Source organism: Bacteroidales bacterium (assembly GCA_016707785.1).
Classification (GTDB): Bacteria; Bacteroidota; Bacteroidia; order Bacteroidales; family UBA4417; genus UBA4417.
The window spans coordinates 1-25,379 of the sequence record JADJGZ010000002.1; the positions used below are offsets into that span (position 1 = coordinate 1).

At 41.0% G+C, this 25,379-nt stretch carries 21 protein-coding genes; 9 read left to right on the forward strand and 12 right to left on the reverse strand.

Features of this window, described 5'->3' with window-relative positions:
* Positions 1 to 75 precede the first annotated feature (75 nt).
* The 5 genes from IPH84_01840 (at position 76) to IPH84_01860 (ending at position 4,951) form a co-directional block, all read left to right on the forward strand.
* A complete protein-coding gene (locus tag IPH84_01840; protein MBK7171983.1) occupies positions 76 to 591 on the forward strand; it encodes a hypothetical protein in 516 nt (171 codons plus the stop codon).
* Positions 592 to 861: 270 nt separating this feature from the next.
* The gene (locus IPH84_01845; protein ID MBK7171984.1) at positions 862 to 1,515 is read left to right on the forward strand and encodes a hypothetical protein; all 654 of its coding nucleotides are present in this window, start codon (positions 862 to 864) and stop codon (positions 1,513 to 1,515) included.
* A 60-nt stretch (positions 1,516 to 1,575) separates the two neighbouring features.
* Positions 1,576 to 2,847, forward strand: a complete 1,272-nt coding sequence (locus IPH84_01850) for a radical SAM protein (GenBank protein MBK7171985.1) — start codon at positions 1,576 to 1,578, stop codon at positions 2,845 to 2,847.
* Between the two features lie 33 nt (positions 2,848 to 2,880).
* Entirely contained in the window at positions 2,881 to 3,318 is a 438-nt protein-coding gene (locus tag IPH84_01855) for a hypothetical protein (protein MBK7171986.1), read from the forward strand.
* Positions 3,319 to 3,364: 46 nt separating this feature from the next.
* Entirely contained in the window at positions 3,365 to 4,951 is a 1,587-nt protein-coding gene (locus IPH84_01860) for a glycosyltransferase family 39 protein (GenBank protein ID MBK7171987.1), read from the forward strand.
* Here the strand turns inward: IPH84_01860 and IPH84_01865 are convergent.
* The 6 genes from IPH84_01865 to mutY form a co-directional block, all read right to left on the reverse strand.
* A complete protein-coding gene (locus IPH84_01865) occupies positions 4,937 to 7,297 on the reverse strand; it encodes an immune inhibitor A (GenBank protein ID MBK7171988.1) in 2,361 nt (786 codons plus the stop codon). The two genes, IPH84_01860 and IPH84_01865, sit on opposite strands and share 15 nt — an antisense overlap.
* A gap of 210 nt (positions 7,298 to 7,507) precedes the next feature.
* Positions 7,508 to 9,304, reverse strand: coding sequence for a hypothetical protein (locus IPH84_01870; protein MBK7171989.1), 1,797 nt, complete (start codon positions 9,302 to 9,304; stop codon positions 7,508 to 7,510).
* Between the two features lie 145 nt (positions 9,305 to 9,449).
* On the reverse strand, positions 9,450 to 10,052 hold the full coding sequence (locus tag IPH84_01875; protein ID MBK7171990.1) for a gliding motility lipoprotein GldD: 603 nt from the start codon (positions 10,050 to 10,052) through the stop codon (positions 9,450 to 9,452).
* A 44-nt stretch (positions 10,053 to 10,096) separates the two neighbouring features.
* Positions 10,097 to 11,359 carry a gliding motility-associated protein GldE gene (gene gldE, locus IPH84_01880; protein MBK7171991.1) on the reverse strand — a complete coding sequence of 421 codons (1,263 nt, stop codon included), beginning with the start codon at positions 11,357 to 11,359 and terminating at the stop codon, positions 10,097 to 10,099.
* Positions 11,360 to 11,601: 242 nt separating this feature from the next.
* The gene (ssb, locus tag IPH84_01885) at positions 11,602 to 12,051 is read right to left on the reverse strand and encodes a single-stranded DNA-binding protein (GenBank protein MBK7171992.1); all 450 of its coding nucleotides are present in this window, start codon (positions 12,049 to 12,051) and stop codon (positions 11,602 to 11,604) included.
* 67 nt (positions 12,052 to 12,118) lie between these two features.
* Positions 12,119 to 13,225 carry an A/G-specific adenine glycosylase gene (gene mutY / locus IPH84_01890; protein ID MBK7171993.1) on the reverse strand — a complete coding sequence of 369 codons (1,107 nt, stop codon included), beginning with the start codon at positions 13,223 to 13,225 and terminating at the stop codon, positions 12,119 to 12,121.
* Positions 13,226 to 13,342: 117 nt separating this feature from the next.
* Between mutY and IPH84_01895 the strand changes: the two genes are divergently transcribed.
* A complete protein-coding gene (locus tag IPH84_01895; GenBank protein MBK7171994.1) occupies positions 13,343 to 16,201 on the forward strand; it encodes a S9 family peptidase in 2,859 nt (952 codons plus the stop codon).
* A gap of 10 nt (positions 16,202 to 16,211) precedes the next feature.
* Here the strand turns inward: IPH84_01895 and IPH84_01900 are convergent, their stop codons facing one another.
* Positions 16,212 to 16,733, reverse strand: a complete 522-nt coding sequence (locus IPH84_01900; GenBank protein ID MBK7171995.1) for a class IV adenylate cyclase — start codon at positions 16,731 to 16,733, stop codon at positions 16,212 to 16,214.
* A gap of 33 nt (positions 16,734 to 16,766) precedes the next feature.
* Entirely contained in the window at positions 16,767 to 18,005 is a 1,239-nt protein-coding gene (locus IPH84_01905) for a hypothetical protein (GenBank protein ID MBK7171996.1), read from the reverse strand.
* Between the two features lie 372 nt (positions 18,006 to 18,377).
* Here IPH84_01905 and IPH84_01910 point away from each other — a divergent pair, with 372 nt between their 5' ends.
* Positions 18,378 to 19,106 carry a tetratricopeptide repeat protein gene (locus IPH84_01910; GenBank protein ID MBK7171997.1) on the forward strand — a complete coding sequence of 243 codons (729 nt, stop codon included), beginning with the start codon at positions 18,378 to 18,380 and terminating at the stop codon, positions 19,104 to 19,106.
* A 7-nt stretch (positions 19,107 to 19,113) separates the two neighbouring features.
* On the opposite strand, the gene nfo is transcribed toward IPH84_01910, so the two are convergent.
* Both nfo and IPH84_01920 read right to left on the reverse strand, forming a co-directional pair.
* On the reverse strand, positions 19,114 to 19,971 hold the full coding sequence (gene nfo, locus IPH84_01915; protein MBK7171998.1) for a deoxyribonuclease IV: 858 nt from the start codon (positions 19,969 to 19,971) through the stop codon (positions 19,114 to 19,116).
* A 60-nt stretch (positions 19,972 to 20,031) separates the two neighbouring features.
* Positions 20,032 to 21,171 carry an iron-containing alcohol dehydrogenase gene (locus IPH84_01920; protein MBK7171999.1) on the reverse strand — a complete coding sequence of 380 codons (1,140 nt, stop codon included), beginning with the start codon at positions 21,169 to 21,171 and terminating at the stop codon, positions 20,032 to 20,034.
* A gap of 204 nt (positions 21,172 to 21,375) precedes the next feature.
* Between IPH84_01920 and IPH84_01925 the strand changes: the two genes are divergently transcribed.
* Positions 21,376 to 22,011 (forward strand): ribonuclease H family protein, encoded by a 636-nt coding sequence (locus IPH84_01925; GenBank protein MBK7172000.1) that lies wholly within the window; start codon positions 21,376 to 21,378, stop codon positions 22,009 to 22,011.
* A 53-nt stretch (positions 22,012 to 22,064) separates the two neighbouring features.
* On the opposite strand, the gene IPH84_01930 is transcribed toward IPH84_01925, so the two are convergent.
* Positions 22,065 to 23,162, reverse strand: a complete 1,098-nt coding sequence (locus IPH84_01930) for a hypothetical protein (GenBank protein ID MBK7172001.1) — start codon at positions 23,160 to 23,162, stop codon at positions 22,065 to 22,067.
* A 913-nt stretch (positions 23,163 to 24,075) separates the two neighbouring features.
* On the opposite strand from IPH84_01930, the gene IPH84_01935 reads away from it, so the two are divergent.
* Positions 24,076 to 24,336, forward strand: coding sequence for a hypothetical protein (locus IPH84_01935; GenBank protein MBK7172002.1), 261 nt, complete (start codon positions 24,076 to 24,078; stop codon positions 24,334 to 24,336).
* A 121-nt stretch (positions 24,337 to 24,457) separates the two neighbouring features.
* On the opposite strand, the gene IPH84_01940 is transcribed toward IPH84_01935, so the two are convergent.
* The gene (locus IPH84_01940; protein ID MBK7172003.1) at positions 24,458 to 25,354 is read right to left on the reverse strand and encodes a hypothetical protein; all 897 of its coding nucleotides are present in this window, start codon (positions 25,352 to 25,354) and stop codon (positions 24,458 to 24,460) included.
* Positions 25,355 to 25,379: the final 25 nt, after the last annotated feature.

Genomic DNA, 25,379 nt, shown 5'->3' on the forward strand with positions numbered 1-25,379 from the left:
AGAGAAATAAACAAGGAAATCAAGATAACGATTCCCGAATTTGCAGAAAGCGAAATAGGGTCTCTGCCCGATACAATGATTATAAATGGAGACACCATTTTCCTTGGCATCAACGGACAAGAATTAAAAATGATGTTTCATGATTTCCCGGAATTAGAAGATCTGAACATTCAAGAATATATGGATCAATCGATGAAAGATATCAGGACTCCTGAATTCCCGGGCTCTCCGGACTGCCCACACTTCAGGTTTGAAGGCCATCCTCCTTTCCCGCCACTTCACCAGTATATGATTCCCGGGCTGGAATGTTTAAAGGATCTGGGCGCCCTCGATAATATTGTGATTAAAAAGAAAAGGCATGGGAAGAAAATTATCATCAGTTTTGAAGACAGGGAAAATGAGTGGCCTGAACGACATGGAAATAACTATCACTATTACTACAATGATGATAACCATGCACAATGGACCCCTAAACATGAAGAGAAAAAAGTAATCATCAAAAAGCGTGACTTAAAAGACGTGGATGAAAACTCAGAAGTTGAACGCATCAAGGATGGGGATAAAGAAATTATTATTATCAGGAAAAAATAACAACAAAATGGTAAGGTGCTGAGTCTGCACAGAATCACACCTGATTATTCTTTAGAATGTACCGGATCTTAGGCCACCTAAGATCCGTGTTTATTTTATCCAATTTGAATTTCGTGAAAGGTTCAGTGTTGCAATAGGGATTAATTAATATTTTTGATCCTGACATATTGCATACGCAGGCATATTTACCTATCTTTATTGCTGGCAATTGTTGTTGGTTTTCAAGTATATAATTATTATTCTTCCCAGGGAACCCTCAAATCTCACTATATGAAAAGTTTTTACACCTTCTTGTTGCTCATTACTTTGGGCATGTTTTTGTTTTCCTGCGAAAAAATCAAGAATATCTTCGAAAATGAAGACCCGAATGAATTGAATGGAGATCAGTCGGAAATTGGGACTGTCGGCACTACCCTTTCCACTACTTCCATGGAAATTGAAGGCGTTTCGAATCTAAATGCATCAGTTACTGCGCTTGAATCAGGTATTTCCAAAATTTCCGGTTCGGCTGTTTGCACCAATGATAAAATTAAAGCCATCCTCGCAAATTTTCCTGAAATTAAAATCAACGGAAATAACGTTGTACTGGATGATGTGCAAATGAAGATTGCTACCGATGGCATTGAAAGCGTTCATGGACTGGCTCCCGGAATTATTGTGAAATATGATGCTGAAGTCGGTGACACGTATCCCATCTCTACCGGAGGAGAACGTAAGGTTGTGAGTCGTTCAACCGACGATGACTATGGCTATGGTTTTATGCTGATCAAAGTCATAGAAGTTGAAGAGCCACACAACAAAATGGGCGTAAAAAATATCAGGTATTTTGCCAATCACAAATTCGGAATGGTAGGCATGGAATTTACTTTTGATGACAATTCAACAGCCAAGTTCCCCGTATATGCCAGTAAAGAGAATAAATAAACTCTTGTAAAACTCATTTTAACTCATCATTCCCTTAATGGGGATCGGACTTACTTGCGGATGAAATATCTATTTATACAGGGGGAAAAGAAACCTATTCCTCCATTTCCACATCATAAGGATTTTGTTTACCGTGTGAACCGGTTTTTTCGGGTGAAATCGGTTTTTTCATTCATCACCATTGATGGGTTATTTTATGTGCCGAAGAAGTTCTGGATGAATGCCCGAAACCATAGTGCTATTCCCCGCTTGCTTCTTATCGATCCAACTTCAGCCTGCAACCTGAAGTGCACCGGATGCTGGTCAGCCGATTATGGTAAAAGCAGCCATCTATCTTTTGAAAAGCTGGATGAGCTTTTTCAGGATGCCTGTAAACTTGGCGTTAGTCAGATTATCCTGAGTGGTGGTGAACCTTTGATGCGTAAGAACGAAATCCTGGAACTAAGCAGAAGATATCCAAAAATCAGCATTGCAGCTTTTACAAATGGCACCCTGATTGATGAAGCTTTTGTGAAGGAAATGGTGAAAATCAGTAACCTGAATGTGTTTATCAGCATTGAAGGCTTTCGGGATGAAACCGATTTCCGCCGGGGGAATGGCACCTATGATAAAGTAATTTCAGCCATGGACCTGCTGAAGAAACATGATATCGGATTCGGGTTTTCAGCATGCTATCACTCAGGGAATTACAAAACTATTGCCAGTGATGAATTCCTGAATTTTATGCAAGAAAAGGGTGCCTGGTTTGGTTGGCTGTTCAACTACCTGCCTATCGGGATACATGCTGAAATCAGCCTTTGCTGCAATGCACAACAAAGGGCCTATGTGCTTCGGAAAATAGAAAACTACACCGAAAGAACAAACTTTACCCTTATCGATTTCGCCAACCATGGCCATAAAGCTTTTGGCTGTGTTGCCGCAGGGAGCGATTTTGCCCATATTAATGCAAATGGAGACCTGGAACCCTGTGCCTTTTGTCATTATTCTGATGTAAATATTAATGATACAACCCTGGCAAAAGCACTCCAATCCCCTTTTTTCAGGAGATTCAGGGAAGCAAAACCTTTTTCTGAAAACCTGTTACGCCCTTGCCCCTTAATGGATGTGCCCGATGCTATCGTAAAACTTACCAATGATAAAAGCGTGCATTCAACACACCTGGATTGTGCAGAAACCGGTGAAGACCTGGCAGCCAAGACAAAAGCAATTGCTGCTGACTGGAAACCTGTTGCAGATCATCTATTCAATTCAATGCCCTTTTCTGAAAAACGCAGGTTCGGGATTCTGAATAAGATGGTAAAATCTGGAAATGATCTGATAAGCAGACTATAAGATAGTAATTGATCAATGATTAAAATGAATTCTATGGAACGCATCCTGATTCCTTATTGGTTTAAATGGCTCGGAATAACATTGGTGGTTGCAGGTCTCATTTTCACTTTTCTTTACGATAGAGGTGTATCTATTGATGCCCCGGTTTTAGCAGTGATAAGCAGTTTTCTGAGAACCCGCTACTTCATTGTTTTTAACGCTAATATTACAGATGAACTGGCACTGGCTTCTTATTTAACAGGTCTGATCCTATTATGCATTTCAAAAGAAAAAACAGAAAGCCCCCATCTTTCAGAATTCAGGTCAAAGGCCTTACTCTCTGGAATCATCCTGAATTCAATTTTCATCCTTTTCTCAATTGTGTTTCTATTCGGATCATCCTTTATCATTGCCCTCATTCTCAATGTGTTTTCTTTTTTCATTTTCTATCTGATCAGCTTCTACTTTTTCAAAATCAAAAGCAAGACATAACAGACGATTAATTTTATCTTTACCCATCCATTCCAACCATTTACAAATGCAAGAAAGGATGGCTTCAGCCTTATTACTTCAGCCTCATAATTACAAGCGAAAGCTGCTGGTTCTGCTCGGGATTTCCATCCTTGTCCGTGGATTTATTGCCGGAATGTTCGAGTTGGGAAATGATGAGGTGTATTATTGGACTTATGCCGTTTATCCTGATATCAGCCACTTTGATCACCCTCCAATGGTGGGATGGCTTATCCGCATTTTTACCCTGAACCTTCAGTTTCAACAGGAATTTTTCGTGCGACTGGCCTCTGTAATCGGAGGGACTTTCAATACCTACATACTCTTTCTAATCGGCACAAAACTTCGTGATGAAACTACCGGCTGGTATACCGCTTTGCTCCATATTGCTTCAATCTATGGATTTGTTATCAGTGGTGTATTTATCCTGCCTGATACGCCACAAACAGTTTTTTGGCTATCTGCACTTTACCTGATGCTGGATGTGTTGCCTGAAAATCAGCCTTCTGGCAGTATCAAAAGGAAAATGATCGGGATCGGAATATTACTGGGACTTGGAATGCTATCAAAATACACTACGGCTTTTCTGTGGGCAGGAATGATACTCTTTATCCTCCTTTTCAACCGCTCCTGGTTAAAAAGGAGCTACTTCTACCTGGCAAACCTCATCATGCTGTCGTTCTTCGCCATTGTACTGGTATGGAATTTCAGGAATAATTTTATCAGTTTTACCTACCAGGGAGGCCGGGGACTCGTGTCAGGATTGGTGTTCAATATTGATAGTTTTTTAACTGAATTGCTGGGGGAAGTGCTTTACAACAACCCTGTTAACCTGCTGCTGCTGATCCTGGGAATTGTTATTGTCATCCGATCTTCAAATCTTCAGAGAAACCCCTCTATTCGTATTCTGCTGCTGACCGGACTGCCGCTGGTACTAACATTTCTTTCTCTATCCCTTTTCCGGGGGACACTGCCCCATTGGTCGGGACCAGGCTACCTGACCCTTATACCGGTTGCCGCCCTTTTTATCCGGATTAAGCAGGGAGAACATCCTTCTTTTTTCCCGGGATGGATGATCGCCTCGCTATTAGTCATGGGCATGATCCTTTCGGTTGCCATGTTCCAAATCTCAACTGGATTAATTCCTTTGGAAAGCAAAGAGGATGGTCGTCGGGATTACTCACTTGATATCTATGGATGGACTCAGATGGGTGAAAAATTTAAGATCCTGGCGGAAAAGTATGAAGCTGAAGGTAAAATTCAAACAGGATCACCCATCGTCTCCTATCGCTGGTTTCCGGCAGCCAACCTGGAATATTATGCAGCCAGGCCCGGCAAAAGACATGTGCTTGCTTCAGGAAAGCTTGAAGAAATACACAAGTATGCCTGGATTAACAAGGTGCATGGAGGATTCAGGCTCAATGATGATGCTTGGTATATCACCTCCAGCCTGGATTTCAGGGAACCTGAAAAACTTTATGAATTGCACTATGAGAAAATCATGCCCCCGGATACTCTCCACATTGTAAGAAGGGGTAAAAATGTGTATGCCTTTTATGTTTACAGGCTTCTGAACCTGCAATCGAAACCGCGTTCCCTTTTAGTAAACCACTAATCTGGTTACTTGTGCCGGGAGGCCAATTATTTCAAGCCGGATGAAATAAATTCCTGCAGCCCAGTTACTCACATTAAATTCAGCCCAACCTTCATTCTGCATCAGGGAAAGTGTTGTGACTTCCTTACCTGTAGCATCCAGTACCCTCATGACAGGATTTTCCAACTTAGATGGCACCAGGTAACTCACCCTCACTTGTCCGGAAGCCGGGTTAGGGGTTGGTATGCCCAGCCAGGTGCGACTGGGGGAAGCTTCCGAAATAGCAGTAGGGTCTAATAAAATACTGATCTGAACATCATCAAAATAAAATCCATCGAGTTCTGTACCGCCATCTGTATCCAGTGTGAACCTTAATTTAATGCTTTTATCCTGCCAATTATTCAGGGAAATTGCTTCACTAACCCATTCTGATTCCATTCCGTCATATAATGGTTGACCGGTTAATTGGTAAATGCTTCCCGGATTAGAATACTTTCCTTCCAGTGGTGTCCAGGATGTCCCGTTATCTTCAGATATCTTCAATTGCACAAAATCGAAATCATTTTCCAAAGCCCACTTCGCCTTAAATTCAAGAACGGTGAGTAAGGCTTCACCCAGGGAAAGAGAATTGACCAGGGAAATGCTGCGATTTGCATTAGATCCATAATTGCCAAATGGAGAATCTGTAAGGCAAGATGGTGGCGAAAAATAATCCGTATTAATCAAGGTCCAGTTTCCGGTCCAATTATTTTTGTTATTAATATAGTCTGTGAAAACCGGGTAAGGATAGCCAAAAATCTTCTCAGCGGTATCCTTAACAGTATAGAGACCATTATCCAATGTCAGCACATAACGCAATGTATCCCCCACATGATTTACCGGGGCTAGTTGGTAGGCTATGGAATCCGTTCGTTTCTCGAGTAAGGCCATTCCTGAATAGGTTACAGGGGAGCCAAATGAGGCAAATGCATCACCCAGTGGTTCAATAGAAACCGTAAAATCCCCTTCCTGCATTCCGAGGCGCTTCACTTCAAATTTGACATAGCCGTTATCCTGGTAAATAAAGAGAGGTGCGATATCTTTAATCTTGCCAAATTTCCCAACAAGCCTGGCAGCTGTGAGACTTGCCAGCATATTTTCCTGGCAAAGCGGGAGAATTCTCTCTTCTGTTGGCCAGAAACCATCACTACCTCCACCTACTTCCGGAGTATAGGATAGAATTTTTGATTTACTGGTTTGTTCTCCATACATCCAATCATCTGATCCACCATTGGTAGGATAAATAGTTGTGCTTCCCGGGCCAAAAGTGTACCCATTCTCAGCAGTCATTGCAGCAGCATAGGCATTTAATAAGGATTCATCAGGTGACAAATCCGGTGTCCAACCCCAGGGATAAAGGAAAAGATTGCTGTAACTATGATAGTTTAAGGCAATTAAGAAGTCATGTCCCTCACAGAAATATTTCATCATTCGGGTTTCCGGTTCTGAAAAGGGTGCTGTCCCCCGGTACAGATCGGAAGAAGGGTCAGGAGAGGAACCTTCATCATCATAACCCCACATATATCCGTAATTCCTGTTTATATCGATTCCATAATCGCCACCACCACTGTTTCTTCGGTTTTTTCTCCACATCCCTCCACCGAATGGATTTGTAGTGATATTATATTGATAACCATCTACATTGATGACCGGGACAAAATACATCTCGGTGTTATCAACCACATCCCTGACATCTGAATTACCTGCGTAGTTCTCCAGCAAGTACCACATATAATACATCAGGTGCTGCATTCCGATTGGTTCACGGGCATGATGCATACCGGTATAGAGTACCTGGGGTTCAGTCTCTGCAATATCCGGATTATCAGAAATCTTTACGTAATAAACAGGCCGGCCTTCGATGGTAGTAATGGTATCACTCACCAATTGTTTTATCGTAATCAGGTTCGGATAAAGTTCCCGCATCTCATCCAATTGGGCCAGCATCTCTTCAATAGTAAGGAAACCTCCGCAGCTACCCAGTGAAAAATGAGCCGGCACAGGCCAGGCACTTGTGTTAAATGCATCAAGGTTTTTCATCCCGGTTCCTGCTGATTGATATCGCTCAGCATAATACCGGCTCATATCAGGAATCAGGACTTCAAACTCAAAACCTGCCCGGATAACCTTTTGAAGTTCCTGATCGGATAATTCAGCCGTAGCCCAGCCCTCTTTCTGGTTTATTTGGTTTAGCTCAATACCCGCCTTGAAAAGGGTTTGAATGTTCTTCCCATCGAGATGGATCTTAATCCTGGAATAGGTGGATTCCTGATTGAAAGCCAGGAAGGGTAGTGTAACCAGAAGAATGAGGATAAAAATTTTGTGCATGGAATCCTTTTTTAAATCGCAATTTTATTCTTGGATTGACGTCCGGGAGCCAATAAGCTCTTAACAAATGAAACAGTAATGGACAGGAATTTGTTCCGGTAACTATGATTCAAATTTACAGATAAGATCATAGCAGGGGACGATCGCAGAGGAATTTCCCGGCAATTGGTAAGAGATCTGCCTTTGATGCTGCAGAAATGGCCGGTTGAGCTATGACACAATCCCCATTTGTTTCATCAGGAATAAGGCGGTCATGCTTTTAGCTGCACCATTCTTCATCTTGTAGTCGAAGCTAAGCTGCCCATCTGTGATATCTGCCTCAAAACAGAAATTGAGCACCTGTCCGGGAAACTCAGCTTCCAGTTCCCCCAAAGCAATGTCATGCGTTGCAATGATTCCGGAAGCAGAAAGGTTCAATAGTTTTCGTACCAGGATGATTGAACCATTGAGTTTATCATTGCTATTGGTTCCTTTCAGCACTTCATCCAACAAGAAAAAGACCTTTTCACCTCTTTCCAGCACATCAATGATATTCTTTAATTTTTTTAATTCAGCATAAAAGTAGGATTCATGTTTGATCAATGAATCGTTGGTTCTAATACTGGTGATGAGCTGGATGGGTAAAAACCCGTAAGCATCGGCACAAACAGGAGCCCCGGTCATAGCCAGTACCTGGTTCAACCCTATGGTGCGAAGAAAGGTGCTTTTACCTGCCATATTGGCCCCGGTTAATACGATGATGGAGTGCCAGCCCTGAAGGTTGAAAAGGTTGCAAACCCTTTCTTGCGGTGGAATAAGAGGGTGCCCAAGGTTTTCGGCATAGAGGGAAAATTCCCCGCTTTCAGGTACAGGGTATGTATAGCCGGGGTTGTTATACGCATATGTTGAGAGGCTGATAAGGGCATCGATTTCACCTAAAATATCGAACCACTTGAGAATATTGGCCGAATTCCTGCTTTTCCAGATCTCCATCCTTATCACAAGAAGCAGATCTGTCAGAAACAGGGCATTCCGGAAGAAGCCTATCAATAAATTATTTCTTGAATCAAACTTTTGCAGGATTCTGCCCAGGGTCCTGATCTCTGCCGGTGCATTGCTATTCCTGCCAAGTAATGATTGTTTCCTGGATCGGATCCATGAAGTCTCCAGGTCAATCTCACCAAGCTTTTCCATCAGATCGGAGTAACTTGACAGGAAGCTGTATGTCTTGCCAAAAACCAATGAGATTCCATTGATTTTCTTCAAATAATACCCTACTATTCCGAGATTTATTAATCCCAGCAATACTAGTATGGCATAATTCATCCAGCCCATTAAAACAGAGAAAAGGATTCCGGTCATTACAGCCTGCCATAACCGAATCCCCTTGCTGAATAATTTATGTTTAGAAAAGATATTCTTTTGCTCAAGCCAAAACTTCAAATTTTCTGTCGAACCGCTCCTTCCCTTTAATAAACCGGTTGCCATAAAACTCAGTCGCCAAAAAGTGTGATTTCCCAGTTCCCTTACCGATTCCTGCCGGGCAAGGATCTCCGTTGTATTTAATTCTGGTTTCTTAAGCCACCGGGCAAGTTGTATTCGTCCCCCATGTGTAACCGTTCTGTTCAAATATTGAAAAATTGAACCATGCCCAAAAACATCAAGGTCAGAAGCATAATCATGGCTATGATCAACAAATTCAGCTCCTTCGTCAAGCCCAAGAAAATCAAATTTCAAGGCTTTCAATTCCAATTCACATCTTTGAACAAGTGTTTCAAAATAGCTTTTCTTATGCTGGAACCTTGAATTGAAGTAAACGAAAACAGCCAGCAAAAAGATAAATGCCGAAGCCATAATAAATCCCGGAATAGGGGAATCGGCTGTCAGGGCAAAATAAAAATTGATCAGTATCCCTGAAAAAGCCAGAAGCCGAAGCCAGGTAAAAGTCTTGCAAATTCTGTGGTATTTCAGCCTTTGTTGATCAAACTGGTCTAAAAGGAGAGTGTATGTTGATTCGGGTGTTTCCATTCAATTATAAATTGCAGTTCAATCTTACAAAAAAAACCGTTTCAACATACTAACAGCAACAGTGATTGATAGCAACCTGGCGGTTTTTACCAAACTTTAACAAAACAAGACAAATAAGTAAAAGGAAGCTAACAGCCCTTGATGACTATTTCCATTCAAGGGTCTGAACGAGGTGATCAATGTCTTTCTTAACGAAATCGATAACGGGCATTAAAGAATCACTATTGGGTACAGCATCAAAATAAAGAGCCCCTCTTACAAAATGATGTACACTATCGGTCACATAAAACTGGTAAGGAGACGCAGCCCCTAAGCCCCTGATGTTATAGATCAACCCATATACTTTGTGCTCCGGATAGGAAATGAGCTGCTGCTCAATACTGGATGCTTTGGGGATATGTTTTAAAGCCAGGGTCCGCGCATCTTCAGCATAAATATTCAGGTTGCCAGGATTCTCGATCTTCTTATAACTCATATGCACTTTCCCCCTGAAGCTTTTAAAATCAATATTGATCCAATTGGTTTCCTTCAGGGCTTGCGCATCGGGAGTAATAATTGCATATTCGGGAAACTCAAATTTGTAAGGGTATATTGAATCCAGTAAACGGTAATTTTTTTCTGGCAGTGCAATCCTGAAATATCCCCTGGGTTTAGGGGTAAAATCATCCCTGTGGCAAGCAACAAATACAAACGCAGTGATCAGGAATAATAAGGGAAACCGGGCAGGGGATTTCAATGGGTTGTACATGAAACTGGGGGTTGTGTCAATAAACTTACGTGAATAAGCCGGATTTATTGTGAATTCACCTCTTCATCATCGAGAATGGTTACTTTAACCCGGCGGATCCTTCGTTTATCCAGTGCTTCAATTCTGAATACATAATTTTGAAATGGTATTTGCTCGTGGTATTCGGGCATTTTGCCGGCTAATTCGAGAAGAAGTCCGGCAAGGGTGTCACTTTCTCCTTTGGCTTCTTCAAAGATGCGATCTTCAATGCCTATGATCTTACAAAAGTCGTTGAGCAGTGTTTTTCCTTCAAAAATAAAATTCCGTTCATCTTGTTTCGAAAAACTGAATCCTTCACTTTCTGAATCAAATTCGTCATTAATATCCCCTACAATTTCTTCAATGATATCTTCAAGGGTTATTATTCCTGATGTTCCTCCATATTCATCAACCACAATGGCCATATGAATTTTCTTCTCCTGGAATTCAAGCATCAGGTCGTTGATAGGTTTATTTTCCGGGACAAAAAAAGCTGTCCGGGCTAGTTGTACCCATTCAAAATTGCCATTTTTACTGAGATGAGGGAGTAAATCTTTGATATATAAGATCCCAATAATCTGATCAGGGGTTTCCCTGTAAACCGGAATTCTGGAATATCCTGAATCAATAACAATCTTTATCAGTTCAGAGAACTTAGCCGTTTCGTCAACAGCAGTAATATCAACCCTTGGGCGCATAATTTCACGGGCACTGATGTCTCCAAACCGCGTAATGCTTTTCATGATCTTTCGGTCATCTTCGTTTGCTTCACCATCAGCCGTCAAATCAATAGCCGTAGAGAGATCATCCATTGTGAGTGTATATTTCCTGCCGGTGATTCTTTTATCAATAAGTCCGGTTGATTTAACAAGCAGGAAACTTAAAGGATAAAACAGCTTTACCATGACCGCCAAGGGACGGGCCATAGCAGAGGCAATCCTTATGGTTTGCCGGGTTGCCAATACTTTGGGCATGATTTCCCCCAAAAGAAGGATCAAAGAGGTAACTACTACTACCTGGATAACAAACCCCAGTAAGGGATACCTTGAAAAATCGGTAAGAGAGGCTGTGATATAGGTAGAAAGCATAACAATCCCCACATTCACGAAATTGTTGCCTATCAGGATCGTCGCCAGGAGTGTTTTAGGGCGATTCAGTAGCGTTAATACCTGGTTATTGGTGGTTGATTTTTTTGCCTTGATCTCATTGAGATCTGCAGCACTCAAAGAAAAATAGGCTATTTCGGAGGCTGAAATCGCAGCAGAGCAAAACAAAAGAACTATTACCATCAGAAAAGACAGAATCAAACCAAATGAGGTTGAAATATCTGTAGAGATGGCACCGGTAATGAAAATCTGGACGATTGAGAGAGTGCCAGGGAGAGGATCTTCCAATGTGTGCTACAATTAGTTAACTATAGGCAAAAATACAATTTGTTTTAATAACAGGCAATATGAGATGATTCAACATTGACTAAAACCTTTATCCTGAATAAAGTATCATGATCAAATGCCTGAATACGCCCCTTTTATCAGAATGGAAGATCTTCCTTCTCTTCAGGATTTGATGCAGCATTGGTTATTGGGGGTTGAACTGCCGGTGATGATGCCGGCTGTTGATATCCTGAAGTGCTATCATTCCCGGATTCCTTTCGTCCTCCCAGCAATACAAGGTTATCAACCTGTATCTCGGTTACAAACCTTTTCACTCCATCTTTTCCATCAAATGAACGGCTCCTGATTTTACCTTCAACATATACCTGGCTGCCTTTCCTGAGATAGGTTTCTGCGATATCGGCAAGGCCTCTCCACATCACGACATTATGCCATTCTGTATGCTGGTTTTCATTCCCTTCCCTGTCGCGCTGAACCTCTGTAGTAGCCAGAGAAAATGATGCTTTCTTACCGGTTTCAAAATTCTGTACTTCCGGATCTTTCCCCAGGTTCCCAATCAGGATCACCTTATTAACACCTCTTGCCATATGCTCTTAAATTTTAAAATACCTTACTTGCAAAGTTAGGTATAAACCCTTGTGAAATAACCATTGTTCATATCATTTGGTCCCTGGTAAGACTATGCCTGATTGAATTAAGAAAACTGCCGGAAAGTAGATAATTTTCTATAAGCCGGGGTACCGGTAACTCCCCGATTCTATCTTTCTCAATCCACTGATTGGTTCCGATTTGCACTATTGGTGCCGACAGAGTGATATGGATAAAGACCGCTTTGATATTTCTATGTGTAAGCTGATGCGCAAAAATACCGGAGACAGAATGAACACAATAGTCGTTGATTGTAAGTAACCTCTCCTGTTCTCCTTTTTCCAGGACAGATGCTATTTCCATCGGACCGGCACTTTCTACCGATGGAAAATCGTAGAGGTTCTTCCAAATTCCTTGTGCTGTTCGTCTGCGAATCAGAATTTGCTCTTTCCCTTCAGTCATATATTCCATCACCAGGTAGTAAATATAGTGGTCACGGGCTGACTGTTTTGCATTTTTTACCGGCAGAAGGCCCACTTCACCTTTTTGAAACGCTAAGCAATACTGTTTTAAAGGACATTCTGGACAATCCGGATTCGAAGGCTTGCAAAATAAGGCCCCAAATTCCATCATGGCCTGGTTATACGTAGCCGGTTGATGAGATGGGATTAACTCATTGGAAGTTTTTTTCAGGATTTTCATCCCCATAGTACTATTTATCGGTTCATGAATGCCAAATAAGCGCGAGATTACCCTGGCTACATTCCCATCGACCACTGGCACAGCTTCATTATACGCTATCGATGCTATGGCGGCTGCAGTATATTCTCCAACCCCCTTCAATTCCAGCAGTCCTTTGTAATCAATAGGGAATACTCCATTACGTTCATTAGCGATTACCCGTGCAGTATGATGCAAATTCCTTGCTCTTGAATAATACCCCAAACCTTGCCAGACCTTCAGGACCGTCTCTTCTGAAGCCCGGGCCAGAGCTTCGACATTGGGGAAGGTTTCCAGGAAACGATAGTAATATGACAATCCCTGGCTCACCCGGGTTTGCTGCAGAATTACTTCCGATAACCATATGGAATAGGGATCTCTGGTATTTCTCCAGGGCAAATCCCTTTTATTATTGCTGTACCAATTGATGAGTATGTCAGTGATTCCGGCCATGGAAACAAAAGTAGGATAAGCAAGGGGAAAATGATAAAGAATATACTCCAATTGGATTCTTTTCTTGATTTTTACACTTGCAAATACCTCAAAGTTTTTTCATTCAAGTAAAAGAACATGAAACTAAATATACTCGCAGCATTTATCGCCTTATTATGGCTTATTTCGATGGAAACCAATGCACAATCATCCACGAAAAAAAGCCTGAACCATACCGATTACGATTCCTGGAAAGCGCTGTCAAAACCCCAGATTTCTGCAAATGGTAATTGGGTGTCGTATGAAGTTAACCCGCAGAAAGGAGATGGATGGCTTCATTTGCACAACATATCAGTTGGAATGCACGATTCAATCTTCAGAGGACAGGAGGCATTATTCAGCTATTCTTCCGATTTGCTGGTATTCAGAATAAAACAGCCGGAAGATTCAATCAGAAAACTTAAGCTGGCAAAAAAGAAGAAAGATGAGATGCCAAAAGACTCCCTGGGAATCTGGCTGCTGGGAAAAGACTCCCTGTATAAGTCATCAGGATTGAAATCCTTTCAGCTACCTAAAGAAGGTGGCTCCTGGATAGCTTCGCTTCACGAAAAAGCTAAAGTGAAAGAGGCAGAAAAGGATACTCTCAGCAAGGTCAGCGAACCTGATTCAACCTCCATTGAAACAAAAGAAAAACCTAAAACAGAAAAGAAAAAAGCGAAAGGAGCTTTCAACGATAAGGAAACCTATACTCTCACCCTGCAGAATCCTTTGTCAGGATTTGTCTTAACGGTTGATAATGTTACCGAATCCTCCTTTTCAAAAAATGGATTCCTTTTTGCATACATCACTCTTACCAAAGACTCCATTGATACAACTTCGGTCCATGTTTTCGATACCCGCTCTCTTCAGTCGCGAATGATTCTCAAACAACCGGGATTCGCTTCAAAACCGGTATCTGATGATGCCGGCAAACAATTGGCTTTTCTTTTCACCGGTGATACTTCCAAGGTAAAACGTTTTTCCCTGCAGTTGTGGAATGAAAAACTACTGTCTCCCATTAAAGTTGCCGACACTGCAAGCCGGGGAATACCCAATCAATGGGAAGTAAGTGAAAATGGAAAAATTTCCTTTTCGGAAGATGGCACAAAACTATATTTCGAAACCATGCCCAAGGTTCCGCAACCGGTAACTGATACTTTACTTGACGAAGAAAAAGTGAGGGTCGATGTTTGGAACTGGCAGGACAACAGGCTCCAAACCCAGCAACTGAAAGAACTCGAAGATGATTTGAAACGCTCCTATTTGAGTGTTTACCGTATCCCTGACAAAAAAATTATCCAGCTGGCAGATACATTGATTACACAGGTGAGGACGATTAAAAAAGGTAACGGGGAATTGGCCCTTGGGTTCTCGTCGATTCCCTATCTGCTTCAAACTTCATGGGAAAACAATAGTTACAAGGATGCATTTCTACTGGACCTGAAAACAGGCATCAAAAAGAAAACACTCGTTAAAAAAGGCTTCACTGTTAACCTTTCACCTGAAGGGAAATACCTCATATGGTACGAAGGCGACGAAAAAATTTGGTATCTGATGGACCTCATAAAATCACAGATCAGGAATATTTCTCAATCAGTTCCTTTTGCATTTTATGAAGAGGATCATGATGTACCTTCAACCCCCGGCCCATATGGTATTGCTGGTTGGACCACCGACGATGCTTCTGTCCTGATTTATGACAAATATGATATCTGGCAGTTTGATCCAAAAGGTTTGAAAGGGCCTGTTAACCTAACAAACGGGCGTGCCGGAAAAGTCATTCACCGATACGTAAACCTTGATCCGGAGGCACTCTCCATAAACCCGGCTTCATCTGTAATAATAAAAACGGTGGAAGAAGAAAGCAGGAAACAAGGGTTTTCAAGTTTGATTATTAATCAGCCCGGCAGCTTAAAGTACCTCTCGGAAGCTGATGCAGAATACACAAATCCAATAAAGGCTAAGCTTGCAGATGAATTAATCTGGCAACGTTCTACCTATACACAATATCCAGATCTCTGGACCAGTAAACTCGATTTCTCAGAAGTTGAAAAGCTTTCAATAACCAATCCACAACAATCCTCTTTCTGGTGGGGGACGGTTGAAGCAGTTAGCTGGACCTCTCTCGAAGGAATTTCACTTAAAGGTTTGCTCTATAAACCTGAAAACTTCTCTGATACCGCTAAATATCCTATGATAGTGTATTTCTATGAGAAATATTCCGAGGCCATCCATTCACATTATGTGCCTAATCCTTCCAGATCAACTGTGAATTTCCCCTTTTACAACAGCAATGGGTACCTGGTGTTTATTCCGGATATTCATTATACCACAGGTCAGCCCGGTGAGGATGCCTATATCTGTATTATGAGTGGGGTGCTGGAAATGATGAAACGTCCTTATGTAGACACAGAGCACATGGGTATTCAGGGACAGAGTTGGGGTGGCTACCAGGTTGCTTACCTTGTTACAAGGACCGGCCTGTTTAAAGCGGCAATGTCAGGTGCTCCGGTAAGCAATATGACTTCAGCTTACGGGGGAATAAGGTGGGAAAGCGGATTAGTACGTCAGTTCCAATATGAACAGGGACAAAGCCGAATTGGCAACACCTTGTGGGAAAACAGGGAATTGTATCTGAAAAACTCCCCGGTATTCTTCGCCGATAAAGTCACGACACCCCTGTTGATTATGAGCAACGATAATGATGGGGCTGTCCCCTGGCAACAAGGAATTGAACTTTTTACCGCACTTCGACGACTGGGCAAACCATCTTGGTTACTGAATTATAATGGTGATGAACATAACCTCACTAAACGCCCGAACCGAATGGACCTGGCAATTCGAATGAATCAATTTTTCGATCATTATCTGAAGGACAAACCTATGCCTTTATGGATGAGTAAGGGTATTCCGGCAATTAAAAAAGGGAAGGAATTTGGTTATGAGCCTGAGGAATAAATGATGGCATTTATTTGACAAGAGCTAGAATCAGATCACTGTATGATTTATCAATTAATTCATACTTTCCTGTTTTGAATATCTCCAGGTAGCTGTTGCATTGTTGTTTAAGTTCTTCAATGCTATACTTATCTTCATTGTCGATGGCTTCAACTTCTATAAAAAATCCAAGTTCCCTTATGTGGTCAAGGTGGAATTTTACATTTTCGATGAAATAGATTTTCCTTGTTTTGTCAACTATGGTAAATATACCCAATTGAGCTGTCAGGATTTCTTTCAGTGCGACGTTAGGTTCATATTTGAATAAAATGACCTTGGATAATTTAGCATCAGCAATATTCTCCCTCTCATAGCTTATCAATGCATTCTCAATATTTCCCTCCCGAAGCTTCAACCTTCCTTTTGGGACATTAAAATATGTATCGATCTGATGGTCAACTCCTTTAAAATCTGCATGTAATTCCCTGAGAATTTGTTCGAATGGTTCCAGGCTTTCAACTTTTGCCTTGAACTCAAAGTTTTTTATGTTCATTTTTTTAAGTCTGAGTGGCCGGAAACTGATCCCCTAGAAAAGCTGCAATCCGAAATTGAGCAGTAACCGGTAGAAGAACAAGAGAGCAATCACGATGATGACAATACTCCAGCGGAAGTAGTTGGCCTGAACCTTACCTGTATTGGCTATATTATCATTCCTTATTGAATTGTATGTCAAAATTGAAGGAAACAATAATAAGGCAGGTGTGATAGTCTTTAAAGTAAGTGGTAAATAATATACCGGACGCGATAATGCCAGGAAAACCCCTGCCCCAATTAGCCATGGAATGAATACATTGCTAAGGATATAAGCGAATCTGTATTTCGATGTAATGAAAACCGGATAGCTGGATGACAGAAGGAAAAGCGGTGTGATAAGTCGGCCAATTAATAGTGAAATGGTGATGGAAAGCACAGCAAATACAATTTCTTCCACATCAAACATTGAACTCATAAATAACCATTCAGAAGCATAAATGAACTCTGTACGGGTAACAAATCCTACAAGGTAAGCTCCAAAGAAAAAGTTGATCCCATTCACAAAACCCCATAGATAAAATAGCCTCAATTTCTTGTTGAGCAGGCTTTTGCTGAAATAAAGTTTCAGCATGATGAAGCCAGTTACCAGGCTGATCACGGGTCCGGAAGCGAAAATTCCGATCAGGGCAGTCCTGGTATAAAGCTGGGATCCTGCAAACAAAGGAAATTTAACCCTGTAATAATACCAGACTGTTGGAATATCAAACCCCTTGGCAACCAGCATAGTTGTAAACTGGTTGATAATATAAATCAATAAAAAAGAGAGAATAAAATAGGTTGTCGACTGTATCAGGCTAATTGAATATTTGTTTCTTAACTCACTTGTCTGGAAAATATCCTTAAAAGATTGGACAATGATCTTTATTCTATTCCTTTGAGCGTATTTCCTTTCTTCTCTCATCTGCTCCATCAGCAAATGATGATCCTTATTTTTCTCATTCGTAAAAAGCGTTTTCAAAGGGTTTTTCTTGAACCGTTCCAACCATCTCTTTCTTTCTAAACGCTTATTTTGCCTGTACTCTTGTTTTAATTCCCTTTTCAACTCTTGCTCAGGGTTAAGTTTAAAGCTTTGAAAAGGATGCGACAGGAAGTTCTTTCTGCGCAGTTTTTTCTCCTGCCGGGCTTCTTCCTTCATCTTCTTGCGCATGGCTTTGTTATACATTCTCATACGCCTCTTATCAGCATTTAGCTTCTGGCGATACTCCAATTGATAACGTGACCTTTTGAACATTCGGAATTATATTTCTGTTGTTACAAGTATATACTTCAGGAAACAAGAGGCCCTTTGCAGCCTAAATTGGATCAAACAGACGGCTGAATGACTAATTAAATAAAGAAGACTTCAACCAGAGTATCCACTCCCAAACATACATCTTTTTTGTTAAGGTTGGTACTCAATTACCCAAATCAAACGGCTAAGTCGAATGAAAATGATTCAGATTCAGTATAAATTGATTAACTTTACATTGTCCTGGATCTGTAAGGCAGATTCTTGCTGCAAAGTTATTCCAGTTATACCTTTGCAATCTCATTTCACTTTCTGTTATCGGGCGGGAAATCCTGAAAACGCCTGCATATTTCTGCCAAGTACTCAGTATTCCCTTTGCGATACACGATTATGAATCACTCTGGTAATTTTTTTAATTATATCGGTTCAATTTTATCCTTTAACAGGATACGATCGTATATCTCTTTCCTGCATGGGAAGTCTCACAAACGATCGAAAAATCATTCAGAAGCAATCAGGGATTTTACCCGGGCCTTAAGAATTGACCCCCGGAATCCTAAAGCCTATTATGAGCGCGGACTGGCAAAAATTGCTATGAACGAATATCCGGGTGCTGTGGAGGACCTCACAAAAGCTATACGCTATAACCCCCGATTCTATGAGGCCTATTATTCCAGGGGAAATGCATATTTCCAGTTAGGTGAATACCCGCTGGCTATTAAAGACCTTCAGAAGGTACTCCAGTTGAAACCCTCTTTTACTGATGCCTTATCAATGAGTGGAAATACCCGTTTCTATATGAATGACCTTGTTGGGGCTATGCAAGACTTTTCACATGCTCTCAAAAAGGACCCGCATGACCCGGTTTTATATTACAACAGAGGCAATACGCGGTTGAAAATGGATGATGCCCGTGGAGCTATGCTGGATTTTAATGCTGCAATCCAGCTTGATCCTAATTATGCGGATGCTTACATTGCACGTGGTAATGCCAAAATGGCCCTCGGCAGTGAAACCGGGGCATCTCTTGATTGGGCCAAAGCTGAAAAAATCAGATTAAACAGTCCTCCTGTATCACAAAGAATAAGCCCGGTTACCGGTTAAGCCCCTACTATTCTTTTACAACAGATGCCTGGAATCCATAGAGCATTGAAATCTCTTCTGCCCAAATTGTTTCATCCGGGGTCTCCAGAATGATGGGAAGATCATCAAACCGAGGATCATTCATGATTCTCTGAAATACTTCAATCCCCATCAAACCTTTTCCAATACTATCATGCCTGTCGACTCTGCTTGCCAGAGCTTTCATAGAGTCATTCAGGTGTATTCCCTTGAGAAAATCAAACCCTACAATAGCATCAAATTGCTGAAAAGTGGTTTCATATCCTGCCGGATCTACAATATTATACCCGGCAGTATAAGTATGGCATGTATCAATACAGACTCCAACCCGGCTCTTGTCTTCAACCCGGTCAATAATATATTTCAGATGTTCAAATTTATATCCCAGGTTAGTTCCTTGTCCGGCTGTATTCTCAATGACTGCTATAACACCCTTGGTTTTTGACAAGGTAATATTTATAGATTCAGCTATTATCGCAAGGCTCTCTTCCTCAGAAATCTGGTTCAAGTGACTCCCAGGGTGGAAATTAAGGCGGTCCAGACCTAATAATTCACATCTCTGCATCTCATCAAGGAATGCTGCCCTGGATTTTTCCAGGTTAAGAGGGTCTGGATGTCCCAGGTTAATGAGATAGCTATCATGAGGTAGAATCTGCGAAGGAACATAACCCAATTTTTCACAATTCTCCCTGAACTTAATAATATTGGTCTTAGTGAGCGGTGCCGATTGCCATTGCCGCTGATTCTTTGTGAATAAGGCAAAAGCCTTTGCTCCAATTTCATGGGCATTGATAGGGGCATTTTCAACACCTCCGCCAGCACTTACATGAGCTCCGATATATTTCATCTCCTGTTATTTTTTTGAATCCAGTCTTTAAAACAATCAATCCCAGGCATTGTTGGCTTATCAGGCCATTAATTTGATCAGTTTTGAATAATCACCTGCACTAAATTTATATAAGCTCCCTTCAGCCTTATTCCTGGTCCAGTATTGAATGATTTCCTCAAATTTATCAGCTCCGATTCCTACTTCAGAAAGCCTTACCGGTGAACCGATTTGCCTGAAAAATGATTCAAGCTTTTCAATGGTTTCTGTAATATCAGTAACCCCAAATAAATTCACCCCTAATTTCCCGATTCTTTCACCTGCCTGTTCATTGAAATGTCTCATCCAGGCTGGGTAGATAATAGAAAGAGAAGCCCCATGAGGTACATCATGCAATAAAGAAAGCATGTGACCCAGGGCATGTACGCCCCAATCACCGCCTGATTTACCATTGGCCGTGAGAAGGTTTAGTGCCATAGTGGCATCATACATAATGGCTGCCCGTTCTTCATAACCACCCAGGTTATTAATCAATTTGGGACCCCAATCCATCGCATCATTTATTATGGAAAAGATAAACCGGTCAGTAAGAGAGCATTCCCCTTGACCGAAATAGTTCTCAAGACAATGAGCGATGAGATCTGCAATACCATAAGCCGTATAATTCTGCGGAACAGAATAGGTAAGTTCAGGATCAAGAAATGAGTGCCTGGGAAAAATTAGGTCTGATCGGTAACCATCTTTCCTTCCTGTTTTTTCGTTCTGTAAAACAGCAAAAGGATTCATCTCCGTCCCTGTTGCTGCAAGGGTAAGAACGGCTACCAAAGGGACTGATTTCTGTGGTTTTGCCCTATAGGTATAGAAATTCCATGCAGTATGATTAACAGGAATCGTTATGGAAATAATCTTGGCTGAGTCTATAACACTCCCTCCTCCAATAGCCAGGATCACATCCACCTCTTTTTCCCTTCCCAGGCTGGCTGCTGCATCCACATCTTCCACCAATGGATTGGATTTAATTCCTGAATACTCTGTGATTTCAAGACCTGCAGTTTCAAGAAGTGCAATCACTTTGTCATAGACTCCATTTTTACGAATCGATCCTTTGCCATATACCAGTAAGACCTTTTTCCCATAAGGAAGTAAGGTTGAAGGTAATTTGTCAAGGACTCCCCGACCAAAATGCAAAACAGTAGGATTATAATAAGTGAAGTTTTCCATCTATATGTTTTTTACAAAAGTATTAACAAGGAGTACATGAACCACTTAAACAAGGGAATGTTAGTAAATATAACCTAATTATAAAGTTTGATTTCAAACTGCTCTTTTTGTGGCATTTAGAACCAAAAAAACATCTGGGATGAAGATTCCTCCTTAGAACTGATACATGGAATTCAACAGAAAGGCTGCTATATTTGCAGCTCTATGAAGAAGCAGAAAAACAAATTCTACGTGGTCTGGTCAGGCAAACAGCCGGGTATCTGCAATTCCTGGGAAGACTGCCGGAAAAGGGTAGAAGGCTATGAAGGTGCCCGATTCAAAGGATTTCTCACGCTTGAAGAAGCTAAAAGAGCTTTTGGCGACAATCCGTTCAATTATATTGGAAAGAAGAAGGAAACCCCTGTTAACACAGAATTGATCAGGAAAACAGGGATGCCGGTTATGGATAGTATTTCTGTGGATGCTGCCTGCAGTGGTAACCCTGGAGTACTGGAATACAGGGGTGTATATACCCGGACCGGGGAAGAAATTTTCCGTCGGGGCCCCTATCCTGAAGGAACCACCAACATTGGGGAATTCCTGGCCATTGTTACTGGTCTGGCCTGGCTGCAACAAAAAGGTTGGAATGTTCCGCTATATAGTGATTCCAGAAATGGCTTAAGCTGGACAATGCAAAAGCGTGTCAATACCAAATTGGAACGGACTTCAAAGAATGATGAATTATTCCAGGTTATTGAAAAAGCTTTGAATTGGCTCCATAACAATAGCTACGATACAAAACTTCTCAAATGGGAAACAGCCGCCTGGGGAGAAATTCCCGCAGATTTTGGCAGGAAATAGTCCATTCAAAACACCCGGTGAAGGCTTTTAAACTTTACCACTGTGGGAAAATATTAATGGTACCAGCCCATATCAAGCCCTATGCGCAATAGAAAATGGATACCATCTAAAATCCCGAATCTTACTATCAGAACAAAAAGAATGGCTATAAGTGACCATTTAACAGCCGATGTACGGTGGAAGCGTGGATAGGTTTTTCTATTCTGCTGATGATGAGGCTTGGTTTTTGAATTGAATAGTGGTGGAACAACAGCAAACAGGTAAGAGCCGAGGATAATCAGGTCATAATCAAAAATGTTATCATGCTGAGGTACAACATATGTCACTTTAAGCATTACCATAATGCTACCACCTATTAACCAGGGTAGAATGAGCCGGCTAAAGACAAATTGAAACCTGTTGTTTTTCCATGAATCGGAACCTGAAGACTCTGGCAGGAACCTAACAATATTCCAGCTCAACCAAATGATAAAACTCAGGAAAATCATTGAAAAGAATATCCTGAATGCAATACTCATATATAGCCAGTTTACGACAAAACCAAATCCCTGCCGTGTGATTGCTCCTGCAACAAATGCACCAAAAAACATCATCATGGAGCCTAGGGTAAGCCATACAAAAAAGAGTCGCCATGTTGCCCCTATTTTAAACCTCCGCAATATAACATGCCGGTAAACAGCCCACATGATCAGGGAAAACAAGGGTCCTGCCAGGGTAATAAAAATAATACTGGATTGTGTCCACTTTGGTGAGGTATTTCCAATCGGAAACATCACTTCATAGTAATAGAGAACAGAATCAATCTCATTGAATGAAGCAACTACCATGACAGCAAACTGGTAGACCAGCCAAACCAGTTGATAAGCGATCATGAACGCAGCTGTTGATATAATGACAGGTCGGATATGTGCCCCGAAATTAAGTTTGGGTTTTTCAGTGTCAATAAGATCTGCAACACCTGGCAGAATGACAGGATTCTCCTTTTTTCTTCTGAAGAACCTGGTAAACCTATGAAATGAACTGGGTTTACTTCTTCTTTTCTGATGAATTCTGCTATGCTCCCTTTCAGTATTTGGGATTTGCAGGGGAGCCTCCTGTTTGAGGGAGAAAGACTCAGCCTCACTATTGAGCCGCTCTTTTGCCCTCTTCAATTCCTCAAAAGAAAGTACTTCATACTTTTCTTTCGATTGCGATTTCCTCCTCCTTTTAAACCTGCTAAAAGAAAATTGATCTAATAATCTTCGGAAAGTACTTTTGGCAGGTTTTCTCCTTCTGACATGAACCGGAATTGGAGGGCGTTGCTGGTAATTTGCAGAATCAAAAAATTTTGTATTGTCAGCTGAGGTGTCAAAAGTACCCTGTGAAATCGCAGCCGCCTGAGCTTCCCTAACCTCTTTCAGAGTCAGAAATTTAGTGTCCGGAGATGCCTCTTCAACAGGCTTCCCCCGGAACTTTTTGGGCCGATATAAAAATGGAAATATCTTTTTTAAATAATACTTGACATTCCTTTTATGACGATGATGCTTTGGCATACCAACTTTATAATCAATTAAACACAAAACTACCCTTTTTCATCTATTTCTCTATGTTATGTAATAGATTTTTATAATCATACCCGGTAATTATTATTAATAAACAAACCCTTATATAGGTTATACTATAGTAATTAATATTTATTCGGATCAGGAATATTAAATAGTTATCACCATATATAATTGGGGATGTTATTTAAACTGACGAGCACGAATTAGCCTTTGAAGAACAGCAAAGCTTAATCTAATTTGAAATTGTTTATGGCTCTGGGCTTTTTTAATAGAGTCCATCAGATCCTCCCCGACACCATAAATTAAGATTCCATTTTATTCAATTTTTTAATGCAATAAACTTGGCGTATCAGTACTTCTTTACGAATTTGCATCATTTAACAAATAAATAACCCACAATGTTGTTTCCCTGATAGGATTGGTGTACTTTTGCAGATTGAATATAAGATCAATAAAGGTAAGGAATTTTTTACTGGAGATCTTATATCAAACCAAAACCCCACCTAATAACCTGTTTGAAATGAAAAGGATATCAAGGCTATCTTTCATAGCTTTACTTTTGGTATGTGCATTATTTGTTTTTAATATCGATACTGCTACCGGGCAAGTCCCACCACCACCACCTAACGGAGGACCTAATAGTGGTCATGGATTAGGAGGCAATCAGCCTGCAAGTCAAAATGCACCCCTGGGTGGAGGTTTAGGCATCTTAATGATACTAGGCTCTTTTTATCTTGGCAAAAAAGTATACGCTTCAAAGAACAACAACGAACAACTGTAGTCCGTAAGCGGATTCGTCAATTTCATTCTTCCTTTTCATGCTGATCCTCTTACTTAGCTAATGGTAAGATTATGCATGTTTGCTATTCGTTCTGAAATCTATATGGAATCACAATGAAAAGCTACTTAAGGTCAAAGCTTCCCTGCCCGATTTCCCTGTCTTCAGTAAAAATATTGACAATATATCTTCCTTTAGGCAAATCCCCTGATGAAGCAGGATGCTCATAATAGGTGCAAATATCTGCGGCAGCCCCATCATAGTTTAATGTTTCCATGGCAGAGAACTGCAGGGTTTGTCCCAGAAATTGAAAAGTATAAGATGGGCCCCGGGTTAAAATAGCATTATCAGGTTTGGCAATTCTGACAAAAAAGCGCTGATAACCTGTTCCTACAAGTTTATTCTCGCTCACAGTAAAGCAAACCTTGATTTTATCAGTACGTGATGCTTTGTCTGTTACTTTCTCTTTATCTACACCTTTTGATTTTAAAGGAGTAGCTGAAACCTTATATGCTTTTAGCACAGCCGCCCTGTTGATGGTCTGGTTTAACTCTTCCTTATCCTTCGACAATTCTGCACTTTTTTGTTGTTCAAGATTATAATCTATTTTTATTTTCTCGTTTTCTTGCCTCAATTGTCGGTTAACCGTATAAAGAGAATCAATCTGGCTTTCATATCCTTTTGTAATCATCTGCAATTGAAGCAGTTTCTTTTTCACTACACTCAACTCTGAACCCAGACCAAGAAGTTTTTTTATTTCATTTGCCCGTGCCCTTATGATACTGTCTTTGCCTACTAAAGAATCGTTCAGATCGCCATATGCAGCCTTCACTTTTTCATGTTCCATCAAAAGGGAGTCCAACTGCTCCTGGAGTGTTACCTTTTCCTCATTGGACGTTTTTGTTATGGTGATAACTTCCTTCTTCTGGTTCATGAGCATATAGGCCATTACAGCAATGATGGCCACCAGAACACCTATGGTAATCTTATACCCTAATGTGTTTGCAGGTTTCTGATCCATAATTAGTTAATTTTAGCTTTTCAGG